Source organism: Mesorhizobium sp. CA4 (assembly GCF_020165075.1).
Lineage (GTDB): Bacteria > Pseudomonadota > Alphaproteobacteria > Rhizobiales > Rhizobiaceae > Mesorhizobium.
Map to the genome: position 1 here is coordinate 33122 of NZ_JAIUHK010000031.1, position 14660 is coordinate 47781.

Here is a 14660-nt window from a genome sequence, read left to right on the forward strand (position 1 = left end):
GCATGCCCCTTCGCGCCATCTTCATGGGCACGCCGGATTTTTCCGTGCCGACCTTGCGCGCTATTGCCGAGGCCGGCCACGAGATCGCGGCCGTCTACACCCAGCCGCCGCGCGCTGGCGGCCGGCGCGGGCTGGAATTGACGCCCTCGCCGGTGCAGCGCGAGGCGGAGCGGTTGGGGCTTGAGGTGCGCACGCCGAAATCGCTGAAAAGCGAGGCCGAGCAGCAGGCCTTCGCCGCCTTGAAGGCCGATGTCGCTGTCGTCGTGGCTTACGGCCTGCTCCTGCCGAAGGCCGTTTTGGACGCGCCGAGGCTGGGCTGCCTCAACGGCCATGCCTCGCTTTTGCCACGCTGGCGTGGTGCAGCTCCGATCCAGCGCGCCATCATGGCCGGCGATACCGAGACCGGCATGATGGTCATGAAGATGGAAGAGGGTCTGGACACCGGACCGGTGGCTATGGTTGAAAAATGCGCCATCGGACCCGATATGACGGCCGGCGAATTGCATGATCGCCTGATGGTGCAGGGCGCATCGCTGATGGTCGAGGCGCTCGCGCAGTTGGGGATAAATTGTATGACATTTACCCCGCAGGCGGCGGAAGGGGTGACCTACGCCCAAAAGATCGATAAATCGGAGACACGCGTAGACTGGACGCGGCCTTCTGGCGAAGTCCACAATCACATTCGCGGCCTCTCGCCCTTCCCGGGCGCGTGGTGCGAGGTCGAAATTGGCGGCCGCATGGAGCGGCTGAAACTGCTTCGCTCGACGCTCTCGGATGGCGCCGGCGAGTCGGGAGGAATTCTCGATGACCGGCTGACGGTCGCCTGCGGATCGGGCGCGGTCAGGCTGGTCGAAGTTCAACGGGCGGGCGGAAGGCCTGCCGCCGCGCAGGAGTTTTTGCGCGGAGCCAAGATCGCAAAAGGAACTAAACTCACATGAGCATGATGTCGATACGCGCGGCGACGCCGCGGGATCGCGAGGCGATCCGTCTCGTCGAAGAGCATGCCTTTGGCCAGCAGGCGGAAGCCGGTCTGGTCGACGCGCTGGTCACCGGCGGCGACGCCGTCGTCGAGCTGGTTGCAGAGGAAGACGGCCAGGTCGTCGGCCACATCCTGTTTTCCAGGCTTTACGTAGACAATGGCGGCAAGCGCTTCGCGGCCGTCGCGCTGGCGCCGCTGGCGGTCGAACCCTCCTTCCACGGCACCGGCATCGGCGGCGCATTGATCCGCGAGGCGCATGTGCGGCTCAAGGAAGCCGGCGAGACGCTTGCCGTGGTCTTGGGTGATCCGACCTATTACGGTCGGTTTGGCTACACCCATGATCGCGCCGGAAGGTTCGAAAGCGAGTATCAGGGCGAGGCGCTGCAGGCCTTGGCTTGGGGCGACGCGCCGGAGACCGGCAGGCTGGTCTACGCTTCGGCCTTCACCGCGCTCGCTGCTTAGAGCATGATCCCGAACCGAAGGTCCGCGTCCGCGAAAAGTGGGAACAGGTTTTCGGATAAGATCATGCTCAAACGAGAAGACAGTGTCTCGTTTCGACCGCAGACAATTATCTGAACATGCCGCGTTTTCGGCTCGATATCGAATATGACGGCAGCCAATTCGCCGGCTGGCAGCATCAGGCCGACCAGCCCTCGGTGCAGCAGGCGATCGAGCAGGCGATCCAGAAGTTCTGCGGTGAAGAGGTAAGAATACGCGCCGCCGGCCGCACCGATGCCGGCGTGCACGCCACCGCCCAGGTGGCTCATGTCGATCTGGCCAAAGCGTGGTCGGGCGACAAGGTGCGCGATGCGGTCAACGCCCATTTGCACGCGGCCGGCGCGCGTGTAGCCGTCCTCAAGGCGGCGGTCGTCGCCGACGGTTTCGACGCGCGCTTTTCCGCCACCGGCCGCCACTATCTTTATCGCATCCTTAACCGCCGGGCACCGGCGGCGCTGGAAAAGGGCAAGGTCTGGTGGGTGCCGAAGCGGCTCGATGCCGAGGCCATGCATGAGGCGGCCAAGGTGCTGCTCGGAAAGCATGACTTTACCACCTTCCGCTCCACCCAGTGCCAGGCCGAAAGCCCGGTCCGCACGCTTGACCGCCTCGACGTCGGCCGCAATGGGGACTTCGTCGAGGTGCGCAGCTCGGCGCGCTCCTTCCTGCACAACCAGGTTCGCTCGATGGTCGGCTCGCTGAAGCGCGTCGGCGACGGCTCCTGGAGCGCCGCCGATCTCAAAGCGGCGCTCGAAGCGCGCGACCGCGCCGCCTGCGGCCAGGTAGCGCCGCCGGACGGACTGTTTCTTGTCGGGGTGGACTATCCAGAGGCGCCCGGCAAATCCGCCATCGCTGGGGACACAGACATCTAACCCGTCGTGCCGTCCGGTATGTCGATGCCGAGCAGCGCCTGCAGGCCGAACAGGACGAGCAGCGAGGCAACGAACATGCCGACGAACACGGCCGTGCCCACGGCGGGGCCTTTACCGATCGATGCATTGGTCATGCGCCAGGTCAGCACCATCGACAGGGCAAACAGAACCAGCGACAACAGGCTGGTGATCTCGCTGCTGGAGGGGAGGAAGAGCCTGAGCAGCGCCGCGGGCAGCATCAGCCAGGCGATGATCGCCGACGCCCAGTTGGACGCGACGACATAGTGGACGAAGCGGCTGCCTATGCCGGCGCGTGGCGCGACGAGCGCCAGCGCCACCAACGGCAGCACCCAGGAGCCGAGATCGACGGTCGCCAGCCGGATCAGCATGCCGAGGCGCCCGGCGAAGGCGTCCGGATCGCCGATCTCGTTGGCGATCCCGACCCAGCCGACGATCAGCGCCGGGGCGGCCACGACGATGGCGAAGAAGGAATTCCAGAAACCGTCCGCCGAAAGGTCGAGCAGGCGCAACCCGTCGGCCTTGCCGAACATCAGCCGCCAGGCGCCGGCCAGCGAAGCATAGGTTTCGTCCGCCGAAAGCATGGTCACGAAAGGCCTTGTCCGAACCAATCTTCGATAAAGCGTTCGTAGATTTGCGTCAGCGTCTCCAGATCGGCAAGGGCGACGCGCTCGTCCACCATATGCATGGTCTTGCCGACCAGGCCGAACTCGACCACCGGGCAATAATCCTTGATGAAGCGCGCGTCCGACGTACCGCCGGAGGTGGAGAGCGCCGGCGTCTTGCCGACCACGGCCTTGACCGAGCTGCTCAGCGTATCGATCAGCCTGTCGTCGCGGGTCAGGAAGACATGGCTTGGCCGGTCGCGCCAGACGAGCTCGTACTCGACCGGTGTCTTCTTGCCCGGCCGATATTTCCTGCGCCCGGCGGCCTGGTCGAGCCGGTTGTGGATCTCGGCCTGGATCGTCTCTGCATCCCAACTGTCGTTGAAGCGGATGTTGAACGTCGCGGTCGCCTTGGCCGGGATGACGTTGGTCGCCGGATTGCCGACGTCGATCGACGTCACTTCGAGATTGGTCGGCTGGAAATCCTTCGTTCCCTTGTCGAACACGGGATGGAGCAGCGCGTCGACCAGGCTGATCAGACCGCGCACCGGATTGTCGGCAAGCTGCGGATAGGCGGCATGGCCCTGGCGTCCGTTGACGATGACGCTGCCGGAGAGCGAGCCGCGCCGGCCGATCTTGATCATGTCGCCGAGCGCATCCGGATTGGTCGGCTCGCCGACGATCGAAGCGTCCCACTTCTCGCCTTTGGCCGCCGCCCAGTCGAGCAGCTTGGTGGTGCCGTTGATGGCCGGTCCTTCCTCGTCGCCGGTGACGAGCAGCGACACCGAGCCTTTCGGGCCGCCATTCTTTGCGACATGGCGCGCCACGGCGGCGACGAAGCAGGCGATGCCGCCCTTCATATCGACCGCGCCCCGGCCATACATCTCGCCATTGGCGATTTCGGCGGCGAAGGGAGGATGCGTCCAGGCCGCCTCGTCGCCCACCGGCACCACGTCCGTATGGCCGGCAAACATCAGATGCGGGCCGTTGCCCGAACGCCGCGCATAGAGGTTTTCGATGTCCGGCGTGCCGTCTTCCGAGAAGATTGGACGTTCGACCGAGAAGCCGAGCGGCTTCAGCATGTCTTGCAGCGCGGCAAGCGCGCCACCCTCGGCGGGAGTCACGGACGGGCAGCGGATCAGGGCGGCAAGATTCGCGGCGGGATCGGTCGGCAATGTCATGGGCAAAGCGATAGTCGAAAGCGTTTGTCGTGTCACGATGGCAGATGATCGCCGGTCATGCCGCCGACAACATGGTTTTCATGACGTGTAAACGCATGTCGCCCGGAAGTGTGCAGCGGTTCTGGGAGAACGATATGCATAATAGTAAATTGCGGGCCAAGCGAGGACGAGTGCATGGCCAGTGAAACGAGGACCATCGCGATAGCCGGCGCCGGCAGCATCGGCTGCTATGTCGGCGGCTGCCTGGCGCTCGCCGGACGCAAGGTCGTCTTCCTCGGCCGCGGCCGCGTCGTCGAGGCCATGCGCGAAAGCGGGCTGCGCGTCAGCGATCTCGACGGCCGAGACCGCCGCGTCGAGGCACAAGCGATTTCGGCGAGCGACGATCCGGCGATCGCACTGACAGATGCGGATGTCATCCTGGTGACGGTGAAGAGCGGCGCGACCGGGGGGATGGCCAGGCTGATCGCAGCCCATGGGCGCCCGGATGCCGTGGTGGTCAGCCTGCAGAACGGCGTCAACAATGCCGACAGGCTGCGCGCCGCACTCCTTGGACGGCGGGTGCTGACCGGCATGGTAATGTTCAACGTCGTCCTGTCGCCCGATGGCGAGGCGCCGTTGCGTGCGCACCGCGCCAGCCAGGGCGAGGTGATGATCGATACCGGCGTCGACGGTCTCGTCGATCTGCTCGATGTTGATGGGCTTGCCGTCGAAGCGCGCGCCGACATGAAGGCGGTGCAATGGGGCAAATTGCTGATGAACCTCAACAATGCGCTGGTGGCGCTCTCCGACCTGCCGCTGGTCAGGCAACTGGCCGACCGAAGCTGGCGCTCAATCCTCGCCGCCGAGATCGACGAGGGGCTCGCCGTGATGAGGGCCGCGGGCATCAGGCCGGCGCGCATCACCGGCCTGCCGCCGATGCTGCTGCCGAATTGCTGCGGCTCCCCGACTGGTTGTTTGGGCTTCTGGCCCGCCGCATGCTGGCGATCGACCCTCAGGCGCGCTCGTCGATGTGGGACGACCTGAAACGCGGCCGTCCGACAGAGATCGACGAATTGCAAGGCGCGGTCATTCGCCTGGCGAAACAAACGGGTATCCCGACGCCGGTCAATGAACGCGTCACGGCGCTGATGCGTCAGGCGGAAGCGGAAAAGCGCGGTCCGCCCGGCCTCAGGCCGGAAGCGGTCAGCGCCGGTCCTGAATCAGCGTGATCTTCTGCCAGATCTTGCGCGACAGATTGGAGCTCAGGTTCTCGATATCATTGATGGCATCGCCCTGGCGGCCTTGGCGAGGTCCCGCGACAGCGACACCAGTTCGCCGGCGACGGCGCGCAGTCCCCTTTGCGGAAAACGCTCGGCGACACGCTCCTCGAGCCTCTGGGCGGTATCGATGATCCGCGCCGGATCGAGCGTGCGGTGGCGCATGGCGGTCTCAGCTATCGCCTGGCGCGTTGGTGCGCCTGCCGTAGCGATTCGGTCCGGGATCGCTGCGGAAACAGGAGAGGATGATGAGCAGGATGGGCCCGATGATAAGCGAGATCAGCGCAAAATAGGTCGGCTTGCCGAAATCGTGGAAGCGCTTCGCCGTGACCGCGAAGGTGGCCCAGGCCGAGATCAGCAGCACCCCCCAGCAGATCATGGCCCAGTTCTGGCTGGCCGCGGTGTTCAGTTCAACCCGCGCGAACTGGTAGAACGGGAAAAACTGGATAAGCACCAGCAGGATCCCGGCCAGCGCATAGGCGACCGGGCTCAGCCGCCCCGAAAGGCTGAAGAACAGCCAGAGGAATTGCGATCTGTCAGACAATAGCGTCCGCTCCGTTGGGGAGGATCAATCGCGCAGCAATTCGTTGATCGAGGTCTTGGACCGGGTCTTGGCGTCGACGCGCTTGACGATGACGGCGCAATAAAGGCTCGGGCCCGGGTCGCCATTGGGCAGCGGCTTGCCCGGCAGCGATCCGGCGACGACGACCGAGTTCGGCGGCACCTCGCCGTAAAAGACCTCGCCGGTGGCGCGGTCGACGATCTTGGTCGACTGGCCGATGAACACGCCCATGCCGAGCACGGAGCCTTCGCGCACGATGCAGCCCTCGACCACTTCCGAGCGCGCGCCGATGAAGCAATTGTCCTCGATGATGGTCGGGCCGGCCTGCATCGGCTCCAGCACGCCGCCGATGCCGACGCCGCCGGAGAGATGCACGTTCTTGCCGATCTGGGCGCAGGAGCCGACCGAGGCCCAAGTGTCGACCATGGTGCCGGTATCGACGTAGGCGCCGACATTGACGAAGGACGGCATCAGCACGGCGCCCGGCGCGACATAGGCCGAGCGGCGCACGATCGAGGACGGCACGGCGCGGAAGCCGGCCTTCTCGAAATCGACGGCGCTCCAGCCGTCGAACTTGGACGGCACCTTGTCCCACCACACGGCCTGGCCGGGACCGCCCTTGATGATCTCCATCGGGTTCAGCCGGAAGGAGAGCAGCACTGCCTTCTTCAGCCACTGGTTGACGTGCCACTTGCCGTCGTCCCGCCGTTCGGCGACGCGGGCGACGCCGCGATCGAGCAGGTCGAGCGCCGCCTGGATGGCGTCGCGCGTCTCGCCGCGCGTCGCGGTCGAAATCGTGTCGCGCTCCTCGAAGGCCCTTTCGATGGTCTTTTCGAGGCTCGCCAGATCGGGCTTCGACATGATTTCGCTCCATTACCAAGCTGTTAAGGCGCTCAGCCTTAACCTGTTTAAAAGTCGCGCGGACCCTATGTTAAGGCTCAATGGGGGTCAATCGCGCCAGCGTCACGGGACGGCGCAAGTGAAGGAATTGGACGGGTGGATTCGATGACTCCCATGGAAAAGGCAGGGTGGACGCCGCTGCCGCATTCGGACGAGGACCTGGAACGCTCGAAAAGCGTGCCGGATACCCCGCAGACACGTGCCGAAACCTACCGGCTGGCCTGGAACGATCCCGACTTCATGACGCGGCGCGAATTGCGCGCCGTGCGGCTGCAGCTCGAACTCCTGAAGCCGGAGATGATCCTGGCCGAGCGCGGCATTCGCTCGACCGTCATCCTGTTCGGCGGCGCTCGCCTGCCCGAACCGGGCGGCGAGGCCTGGGCGGCCAAGAACGAGACGCAGAAGGAGAACCTCGAGGCGAACAGCAAATATTACGAGGAGGCGCGTAAATTCGCCCGTCTGTGCTCGCGGCAGTCGGCCACCTCCTATTATCGGGAGTATGTCGTCGTCACGGGCGGCGGACCGGGCGTCATGGAGGCCGGCAACCGCGGCGCCGACGACGTCGGCGCGCCGTCGATCGGCTTGAACATCGTGCTCCCGCACGAGCAGGCGCCCAATGCCTATGTCACGCCGGAGCTCTGCTTCAACTTCCACTATTTTGCCATCCGCAAGATGCATTTCGTCATGCGGGCCAAGGCGGTCGCAGTCTTCCCGGGCGGCTTCGGCACGATGGACGAGTTCTTCGAGACGCTGACGCTCATCCAGACGGGGCGCATGGAGCGCGTGCCGGTCATTCTGTTCGGCAAGACGTTCTGGCAAAGGGCGATCGATCTCGACTTCCTCGCCGAGCAGGGCACGATCTCGCCCGGAGATCAGGACATCATCGATTTCGTCGACACCGCCGACGAGGCCTGGGAGATCATCCGCCGCTTCTACAAGCTTTAAGATAATTGCCACGGCTCGGAAGGCCACGCGTCCGACGGCAAGGCCGGCCGGGAGGTCCGCTTGGAGTTGGTCAGACCACGACGTCGACGATCGCGGTCAGGAAGCCGGCGAGATCGTCGGTGACGAAATCGACGTCGTCCTCGTTTGCCGGGTCGCGTTCCCAGATTTCCGAGAAGGTCGGCTCGAAATTGCGCGGCACCACCAGCACGGTCGTCATCCCGAGCGTTTTCGGCACCGCCAGATTGCGCGCCAGGTCCTCGAACATCACCGCATTGTGCCCGGTCACCGAGTGCAATTCGGCAAAGCGCTCATAGGTCTGGCGCTCCGGCTTGGGGTTCAGCCCCGCCGCCACGATGTCGAAGATGGCGTCGAAATGCTCCAATATGCCGAGTTGGCGCGCGGTGCGCTCGGCATGCCTGCGGTCGCCATTGGTGAAGATGAATTTGCGCCCGGGAAGCTGGCGGATCGCCGCGCCCAGCACCGGGTCCGGCACCAGCCGCGAATAGTCGATGTCGTGCACCTTCTCGAGAAAATCGTCGGGATCGATGCCGTGCCGCTTCATCAGCCCATTCAGCGTCGTGCCGTATTCCAGGTAGAGCTCCTTCTGCAGCTTGCGCGCGTCATCGCGCGAAAGCGTCAGCAGCTCCCCGACATAGGCGGTCATCTTCACGTCGATCTGCGCGAACAGGTTCGAGTGATGCGGATAGAGCGTGTTGTCGAGGTCGAACACCCAGTCCGTGACATGGGCGAAGCGGGCGGGATCGGGTGTCGTTGTCATGGATTTCTTATGGCATGCCGACGCTGGATTTATCCACAACTTATGCGCGTCACGAAATGCGAAAATGGCGCCTCGCTTCAAATTTTAAAAGTCCTGGAAAGGTCGCCTTTAACGCTTGCTGGCACACAAGCTGACCGTTGGGAGCAAGTGATGAGTCGCATATTTTTGAGGGCCGCTGCCGTGGCATTCGCTTCGGTCGCTGCCTCGCTGTTGTTGACGCTGATTGTGATGCCGGCAATGGGCTTTCCGATGAGCCGCACGGTCTGGCTAGCGTCGACGGTTTGCCCGCTCGTCCTCGCCTGGGCTGCCAGCGCCAGCAGCTTCTGGCAGAGCGATCGGTTGCAGAATGCTCATCGCGAACTTGCCCGCGCCCACGCGCAGCTCGCGGCGGCCCACAGGCGCCTGTCGGAAAAGGCAAGCCGCGACGACATGACCGGCATGCTCAACCGCGAAACTTTCTTTGCCGCGCTCGACGGATCGCGGCGCAAGAGCGATCGCGGCGCGCTCCTCATCATCGACGCCGATCACTTCAAGAGGATCAATGACAGCTATGGTCATCTGACAGGCGACCAAGCGCTGCTGCTGATCGCCGGCGCCATCGAGCGCGGCATCCGCCGCGGCGACGTGCTCGGCCGCATCGGTGGCGAGGAGTTCGCGGCCTTCCTGGTCGGCGCCAGCGAAGCGGAAGCCAAGCATATCGCCGAACGCATCCGCCGCGAGGTCGAGCTCATCCGTTTCCGCCCCGTCGACGAGCGGACCGTGCCGCTCACCGTCTCGATCGGCGGCATAAGCTGCGGCGAAAGCGCGACCGTTTCCGATTTGATGCGCGCCGCCGATCGCAGGCTTTACGAGGCCAAGAACCGCGGCCGCAATCTTTCGATCCTCGATCGCGAGCTTCCGGAAGCGGCTTGAGCTTCGCCGCGGGCGTTAGCAGAGCCCTAACCATGTCGATATTCAACCGCGCTAAACTTCCTGGTGTAACGCGGTTTTCATCTGGCTTTGGCACGAAACTGGCCTCGGTGGCGGCATGTGTGCCGTTCAGGAACGGCATGCGTGGATCGAGGCCCCTGTCGAGAGACGTGTCATGAGCAGGTTCATAAGAAAAATGTCGCGCCGCGCGATCATGCAGGCGCTGATCACGCTGCCCGCCCTGTCGCTGTTCCGCAGCCAGCAACCCGTGGTCGATGCCGATGAGATCGTCGAGATCAATGGCTGGATCCTGCGGCGGAGCGACCTCGCATGATCTTCGACAGCTACGAAGCCTATAAGCAGACCGGCTTCAAGCCCAAGGCCTGTATCCTCGGTTCCGGTCCCACCGGCATGACAATCGCCAGGAAGCTCGGCACCGCCGGCATTCCGATCGTCGTGCTGGAGGCGGGCTCGCGCGAATTCAGCGAGGAGTCGCAGGATTTCTACCGTGGCAAGACGGTCGGCGATTTCTACTTCGACCTCGACATCACCAGGCTGCGCTTCATGGGCGGCTCGTCCAACCACTGGGCCGGCTGGTGCCGCGTGCTCGACAAGCAGGATTTCGAACCCAAGGCATGGGCGCCGGACACCGGCTGGCCGATCAGCCGCGCCGACATCGAGCCCTATCTTGGCGAGGTCCACGATATCCTCGAGCTTCCGGCGTTCCGTCCGGACGTCCCGGTTTCGGACGACATCCGCTGGGTGCAGTTGATCAAGAGCCCCGCGGTTCGTTTCGGCGAGAAATATGCGGACGAGCTCGACAAGAGCAAGAACATCGCCGTCGTGCTCAACACCTATGCGACTGAGCTTACCGGCGACGGCAAACGCATCACCGGCGCGAAGCTGTGGCCGAACGGGCAAGACGCCGGCACCTTCAGCGCCGATTATTTCGTCGCCTGCACCGGCGGACTGGAGAACTCGCGGCTGCTGTTGTGGTCGAATGACCGCTCGAATGGCGGCGTGGTGCCGAACGCGGCTGCGCTCGGCCGCTACTGGATGGAGCATCCGACCTTCGAAGGTGGCAACGCCGTTCTTGCCAACTATTCGGAGTTCGAGGTCGACGGCTCGAATGAAGCCTTCTTCTCGCCGACGCTTGCCGCGATGGAGCGGCTGCAGATCATGAATTTCGGCATCCGCCTGATCGAGAGCCCCTATCCCAATGTCAAGAAGCTGATCGCCGATCTTGCCTGCACCGCGCCGAACATGGCGGAGTGGATGTCGTTCCAGCTGGACCAGAGGCTGCGTTGCGCCGCCCAGCTCTATGTCGCCTGGGAGCAGGCGCCGCTCGCCTCGAACCAGATCGAGCTGTCGAAGACCGATGTCGATCACGCCGGCGTGCCGCGCATCGAACTGCGCTGGAAGAAGTCGCCGCTCGAGCGCCGCACCCTGCTCGAGGGCCTCAGGCTTTTCGGCACGACCATGGCGCAGAAGAATCTCGGCCGCGTCCGCATCGACGACTGGATCGGCAATGGTGGCGATTATCCGACCAACGAGGAGACGGCAGGACACCACCATATGGGCGGCACCCGCATGGGCACCGATGTCTTGAAGAGCGTCGTCGATGCCAACTGCAAGGTACATGGCATGGACAATTTCTATGTCGGCGGCTCCTCGGTGTTCTGCACGTCGGGCCAGTGCAATCCCACCACCACCATCACCGCGCTTGCCTGCCGCCTGGGCGAGCACCTCGGCAAGGTGATTGCCGTCTGATTTCGACCACGCTGCGCTTCATCCACGCCGCTCTCGACCTGCAGAGCGAGCAACTGGCCAGGATCAAGACCGAGCACGATAAAGTCGATTGATCCGAAAAAGCGCGAAGCGGCCCAGCCGCCTGCCGGCAACTGAACCGCCCTGAATGTCGGTTGGGCGAGAACCGACCTCAGACCGTCGCCGGGTCGAGCGCCGGCTGACCCTTGAACCGCGCCACGATGCCGGCGAGGTCGCCATGGGCGAAAGCATCGCGCAGCGCATCGAAGGACGGCAGCACGAAATAGGCGCGCTGGAACTTGTCGATCTCATAGCCGGTGCGCATCACCGTCTCGAGATCGAACGGCACATGGTGGGCGTCCTTGCTTTCAACCGCGAATTGCAGCTCGGTGAAGGACGACATCAGCCCGGCGCCGAAGGCCTTCAGCGGCTGGCCAGCTTCCTGGATGAGGCCGTATTCGGCGCTGTACCAGTAAAGCCTTGTGATCATCTCGTCGCCGCCGAGCGCGATCAAGTCCTCGGCCTTCTGGCCATAGATCTGCATGAAATCGGCGAACACCGGCTGGGTCAGGATCGGCACATGACCGAAGAAATCGTGGAACATGTCCGGCTCGACGATGTAGTCGAGCTCTTTTTTCGTCCGCAGCCAGTTAGTGACCGGGAAGCGCCGATTGGCGAGATGCTCGAAGAACGGGCCGGCCGGGATGAGGCCAGGCACCGCGACGATCTCCCAGCCCGTCGCTTTGGCGAGCTTTTCGCTGACCTCGTCGAAATTGGGAATCCTGTCGAGCAGGCCGAGCGCGGCAACGCCGTCCAGATAGGAACGGTGCGCGAGCTTCTGGGTCAGCTTCGTCTGGCGGTCGCAGAGCGTGCGCCACACCGCCTGTTCCTCGGGTGAATAATCGTAGCTCTGCGCCACGGTGAAATCGCTGCGGCACACCGAATAGTCGCCGCGAAGGCCCTGCGCCGCGCATTCAGCGGCGTAATCGGCAACGCTGATCGTCATCGTATCCTCCTCAAGATCGTGATCCACGGATCGTGACGAGTAGTTTAGCGGCGATCCATGAGGCAAATCAGCCTTGTTCTGTAGCCCGCCGGCAGTTTCTGAGGTAAAAGCACTCGGATCAACGCGAGATCCAGGATACATGCCTCCATTCGACGATTTCGAGATCAAGATGCTCGACATCCTGCAGCGCGATGGCCGCAAGCCCGTCTCGGAGCTGGCGCAAGAGATCGGCCTGTCGACCACGCCTTGCGCGCGCCGCTTCGACGCCTTGCAGGAGACCGGCATCATCAAAGGCTTTGCCGCCGTGCTCAGCCGCCGCGCCGTCGGGTTGACGGTCGAGGTGTTCATCCAGGTGCGGCTGGTCAGCCACAGCGACGGCTCGCCCGAAAGCTTCATCGCCGCCGTGCAGCGCATGGACGAGGTCTCGTCCTGCTGGACCATGACCGGCGACTACGATTTCCTGCTGCATGTCATGGTGCCGTCGGTCGACGACCTCAACGCCTTCGTCATGCACCGGCTGATGCGGCTGCCCGGGGTGCGCGACGTTCACACGCAACTGGTGCTGCAGAACATCAAGGGACCTGGCCACGTGCCGCTCAGCCATCTGCGGCGCTAAAGCAACTCCATTAAGAATGTGAAGCGTTTAGGCTCGGCAACTTCGCCGTAGCCCTCCGTCCGGAATTGCTTCAAACAAACTTCTCCCGAAAAGCTGCGTGGAAACTGCTGAACCGCGCCAAGGCGGCTTCGACATGGGCGACTAGCACAAGCGGACCAACATGGAGGTCCGCCTTGAACATCGTGCTGATCAATCCGCCGCACACGGCCATCGGCAGCCGCGTGCCCGACGACCATCTGCCGCCGCTCGGGCTACTGGCGATCGGCGGGCCGCTGATCGATTCCGGCCATCAGGTGCGCCTGGTCGACGCCGAGTTCGGTCCCATGCCACTTGCCACACTGGTCGATGAGGCTTTGCGCGACGATCCCGATTTCATTCTGATCGGCCATTCCGGTTCGACTTCGGCGCATCCGACGGCTTTACGCATCGCCGAAATGATCAAGGCCCGCGCGCCGGACGTCATCGTCATCTATGGCGATGTCTTCCCGACCTATCATTGGCGCGACATCCTCGCCGCGAGCGACGTCTTCGACTTCATCGTGCGCGGCGAGGGCGAGGCGACCGCGACGGCGCTGGTCGAGGCGATCGAGATGCGCCAGCCGGTGGCGAGCGTTGCCGGCATTGCCTATCGTGACGACCTCGGCCGTCCTGTCGCGACGCAGCCGGCCATGACCATTGCCGATCTCGATGCTTACCGCGTCGGCTGGGAACTGATCGATCATCGCCGCTACTCCTATTGGGGCGGCAAGCGGGCCGTGGTCATGCAGTTCTCGCGCGGCTGCCCGCATCTGTGCAACTATTGCGGCCAGCGCGGGTTCTGGACCCGCTGGCGCCATCGCGACCCGGTCAAATTCGCCAGGGAGATCGCCTGGCTATATCGCGAGCACGGCGTCGAGCTGATCAATCTGGCCGATGAGAACCCGACCTCCTCGAAAAAGGCCTGGCGCGCCTTTCTCGACGCCATGATCGCCGAGAACGTGCCGGTGTTGATCGTCGGCTCGACCCGCGCCGACGATATCGTGCGCGATGCCGATATCCTCAACCTTTACCGCAAGGCTGGCGTCATCCGCTGGCTGCTCGGCATGGAAAATACCGACGAGGCGACTTTGTCGCTGATCCGCAAGGGCGGCAGCACCAAGTCCGACCGCGAGGCGATCCGGCTGCTCCGGCAACACGGGATCCTGTCGATGACGACCTGGGTCGCCGGCTTCGAGGACGAGACCTTGCGCGATCTCTGGCGCGGTTTCCGCCAGCTCATCGCTTATGACCCCGACCAGATCCAGGCGCTCTATGTCACACCGCACCGCTGGACGCCGTTCTTCCGCATCGCCAGCGGCCGCAAGGTGATCCAGCAGGATGTGCGCCTCTGGGACTACAAGCACCAGGTTCTGCACATGACCCGGCTGAAGCCATGGATGCTGTTCTTCGCCGTCAAGCTGATCGAAGTCGCGGTGCAGTCGCGGCCGAAGGCGCTGGCGCGCATCCTGTTCCATCCCGATCCCGAGCAGCGGCATTCGATGCGCTGGTACACGAAGATGGGCCGCCGCGTGTGGTTCCGCGAAGTCTGGGGGTTTCTCGCCCGCGACCGCCGCGTCACGGATGGACCGACGCTCGCCGAGTTCTGGGGCGCGCCGCAGGACGCCGAGGAGGAATCGATGGTCGTCCGGCGGCCGCCTGGAAAGTCTGGCGCGTGCGTCGTCGAGACCGCGCTTGTGCCGGACGAAAGAAGATTAGCCGGCTGATCATGGCAGATCACCGTTTACGGGTGACC

The 14660-nt window shown here is 64.0% G+C and carries 16 protein-coding genes and 1 pseudogene; 10 read left to right on the top strand and 7 right to left on the bottom strand.

Annotated elements, in window-relative coordinates:
- The first annotated feature begins 2 nt into the window (after positions 1-2).
- From fmt to truA, 3 genes are all read left to right on the top strand, one after another.
- Complete coding sequence (gene fmt, locus LB528_RS22770; protein ID WP_224716371.1) at positions 3-938, top strand: methionyl-tRNA formyltransferase; 936 nt, start codon at positions 3-5, stop codon at positions 936-938.
- Positions 935-1441, top strand: coding sequence for a GNAT family N-acetyltransferase (locus LB528_RS22775; RefSeq protein ID WP_224716372.1), 507 nt, complete (start codon positions 935-937; stop codon positions 1439-1441). The genes fmt and LB528_RS22775 overlap by 4 nt, the downstream gene beginning before the upstream one ends.
- 116 nt (positions 1442-1557) lie before the next feature.
- Positions 1558-2346, top strand: coding sequence for a tRNA pseudouridine(38-40) synthase TruA (gene truA, locus LB528_RS22780; protein WP_224716373.1), 789 nt, complete (start codon positions 1558-1560; stop codon positions 2344-2346).
- On the opposite strand, the gene LB528_RS22785 is transcribed toward truA, so the two are convergent.
- Together LB528_RS22785 and dapE are read right to left on the bottom strand one after the other, a co-directional pair.
- Positions 2343-2948 (bottom strand): transporter, encoded by a 606-nt coding sequence (locus tag LB528_RS22785; RefSeq protein ID WP_224716400.1) that lies wholly within the window; start codon positions 2946-2948, stop codon positions 2343-2345. The genes truA and LB528_RS22785 overlap by 4 nt on opposite strands.
- Before the next feature lie 2 nt (positions 2949-2950).
- Positions 2951-4150, bottom strand: coding sequence for a succinyl-diaminopimelate desuccinylase (gene dapE / locus LB528_RS22790; RefSeq protein WP_224716374.1), 1200 nt, complete (start codon positions 4148-4150; stop codon positions 2951-2953).
- A 174-nt stretch (positions 4151-4324) separates the two neighbouring features.
- On the opposite strand from dapE, the pseudogene LB528_RS22795 reads away from it, so the two are divergent.
- Positions 4325-5358, top strand: a pseudogene (locus LB528_RS22795) (2-dehydropantoate 2-reductase).
- Between the two features lie 33 nt (positions 5359-5391).
- On the opposite strand, the gene LB528_RS22800 reads toward LB528_RS22795, so the two are convergent.
- From LB528_RS22800 to dapD, 3 genes are read right to left on the bottom strand one after another with little or no spacing between them, the layout of a single operon-like run.
- Positions 5392-5571 (bottom strand): hypothetical protein, encoded by a 180-nt coding sequence (locus LB528_RS22800; protein WP_224716404.1) that lies wholly within the window; start codon positions 5569-5571, stop codon positions 5392-5394.
- Positions 5572-5578: 7 nt separating this feature from the next.
- On the bottom strand, positions 5579-5950 hold the full coding sequence (locus LB528_RS22805) for a DUF805 domain-containing protein (protein ID WP_224517156.1): 372 nt from the start codon (positions 5948-5950) through the stop codon (positions 5579-5581).
- Positions 5951-5974: 24 nt separating this feature from the next.
- Positions 5975-6829, bottom strand: a complete 855-nt coding sequence (gene dapD, locus LB528_RS22810; RefSeq protein WP_224517157.1) for a 2,3,4,5-tetrahydropyridine-2,6-dicarboxylate N-succinyltransferase — start codon at positions 6827-6829, stop codon at positions 5975-5977.
- 144 nt (positions 6830-6973) lie between these two features.
- Here dapD and LB528_RS22815 point away from each other — a divergent pair, with 144 nt between their 5' ends.
- Positions 6974-7813, top strand: a complete 840-nt coding sequence (locus tag LB528_RS22815) for an LOG family protein (protein ID WP_224716401.1) — start codon at positions 6974-6976, stop codon at positions 7811-7813.
- 70 nt (positions 7814-7883) lie between these two features.
- Here LB528_RS22815 and LB528_RS22820 read toward each other — a convergent pair whose 3' ends face one another.
- Positions 7884-8591 (bottom strand): pyrimidine 5'-nucleotidase, encoded by a 708-nt coding sequence (locus LB528_RS22820; protein WP_224716375.1) that lies wholly within the window; start codon positions 8589-8591, stop codon positions 7884-7886.
- A 150-nt stretch (positions 8592-8741) separates the two neighbouring features.
- Between LB528_RS22820 and LB528_RS22825 the strand changes: the two genes are divergently transcribed.
- The 3 genes from LB528_RS22825 (at position 8742) to LB528_RS22835 (ending at position 11270) form a co-directional block, all read left to right on the top strand.
- A complete protein-coding gene (locus LB528_RS22825) occupies positions 8742-9503 on the top strand; it encodes a GGDEF domain-containing protein (RefSeq protein ID WP_224716402.1) in 762 nt (253 codons plus the stop codon).
- Between the two features lie 172 nt (positions 9504-9675).
- Positions 9676-9834: a hypothetical protein gene (locus LB528_RS22830; protein ID WP_224716376.1), complete on the top strand. Its 159-nt coding sequence runs from the start codon at positions 9676-9678 to the stop codon at positions 9832-9834.
- Complete coding sequence (locus LB528_RS22835; protein WP_224716377.1) at positions 9831-11270, top strand: GMC family oxidoreductase; 1440 nt, start codon at positions 9831-9833, stop codon at positions 11268-11270. The genes LB528_RS22830 and LB528_RS22835 overlap by 4 nt, the downstream gene beginning before the upstream one ends.
- Positions 11271-11439: 169 nt before the next feature.
- Here LB528_RS22835 and phhA read toward each other — a convergent pair whose 3' ends face one another.
- Positions 11440-12273 carry a phenylalanine 4-monooxygenase gene (phhA, locus tag LB528_RS22840; RefSeq protein WP_224716378.1) on the bottom strand — a complete coding sequence of 278 codons (834 nt, stop codon included), beginning with the start codon at positions 12271-12273 and terminating at the stop codon, positions 11440-11442.
- A gap of 139 nt (positions 12274-12412) precedes the next feature.
- Here phhA and LB528_RS22845 point away from each other — a divergent pair, with 139 nt between their 5' ends.
- Both LB528_RS22845 and bchE read left to right on the top strand, forming a co-directional pair.
- Complete coding sequence (locus LB528_RS22845; RefSeq protein ID WP_224716379.1) at positions 12413-12889, top strand: Lrp/AsnC family transcriptional regulator; 477 nt, start codon at positions 12413-12415, stop codon at positions 12887-12889.
- 173 nt (positions 12890-13062) lie between these two features.
- A complete protein-coding gene (gene bchE / locus LB528_RS22850; protein ID WP_224716380.1) occupies positions 13063-14631 on the top strand; it encodes a magnesium-protoporphyrin IX monomethyl ester anaerobic oxidative cyclase in 1569 nt (522 codons plus the stop codon).
- Positions 14632-14660 lie beyond the last annotated feature (29 nt).

Coding starts and splice junctions, on each gene's coding strand:
- fmt (WP_224716371.1), top strand. CDS start 3: ATGCCCCTTCGCGCCATCTTCATGGGCACGCCGGATTTTTCCGTGCCG.
- LB528_RS22775 (WP_224716372.1), top strand. CDS start 935: ATGAGCATGATGTCGATACGCGCGGCGACGCCGCGGGATCGCGAGGCG.
- truA (WP_224716373.1), top strand. CDS start 1,558: ATGCCGCGTTTTCGGCTCGATATCGAATATGACGGCAGCCAATTCGCC.
- LB528_RS22785 (WP_224716400.1), bottom strand. CDS start 2,948: ATGCTTTCGGCGGACGAAACCTATGCTTCGCTGGCCGGCGCCTGGCGG.
- dapE (WP_224716374.1), bottom strand. CDS start 4,150: ATGACATTGCCGACCGATCCCGCCGCGAATCTTGCCGCCCTGATCCGC.
- LB528_RS22800 (WP_224716404.1), bottom strand. CDS start 5,571: ATGCGCCACCGCACGCTCGATCCGGCGCGGATCATCGATACCGCCCAG.
- dapD (WP_224517157.1), bottom strand. CDS start 6,829: ATGTCGAAGCCCGATCTGGCGAGCCTCGAAAAGACCATCGAAAGGGCC.
- LB528_RS22815 (WP_224716401.1), top strand. CDS start 6,974: ATGACTCCCATGGAAAAGGCAGGGTGGACGCCGCTGCCGCATTCGGAC.
- LB528_RS22820 (WP_224716375.1), bottom strand. CDS start 8,591: ATGACAACGACACCCGATCCCGCCCGCTTCGCCCATGTCACGGACTGG.
- LB528_RS22825 (WP_224716402.1), top strand. CDS start 8,742: ATGAGTCGCATATTTTTGAGGGCCGCTGCCGTGGCATTCGCTTCGGTC.
- LB528_RS22830 (WP_224716376.1), top strand. CDS start 9,676: ATGAGCAGGTTCATAAGAAAAATGTCGCGCCGCGCGATCATGCAGGCG.
- LB528_RS22835 (WP_224716377.1), top strand. CDS start 9,831: ATGATCTTCGACAGCTACGAAGCCTATAAGCAGACCGGCTTCAAGCCC.
- phhA (WP_224716378.1), bottom strand. CDS start 12,273: ATGACGATCAGCGTTGCCGATTACGCCGCTGAATGCGCGGCGCAGGGC.
- LB528_RS22845 (WP_224716379.1), top strand. CDS start 12,413: ATGCCTCCATTCGACGATTTCGAGATCAAGATGCTCGACATCCTGCAG.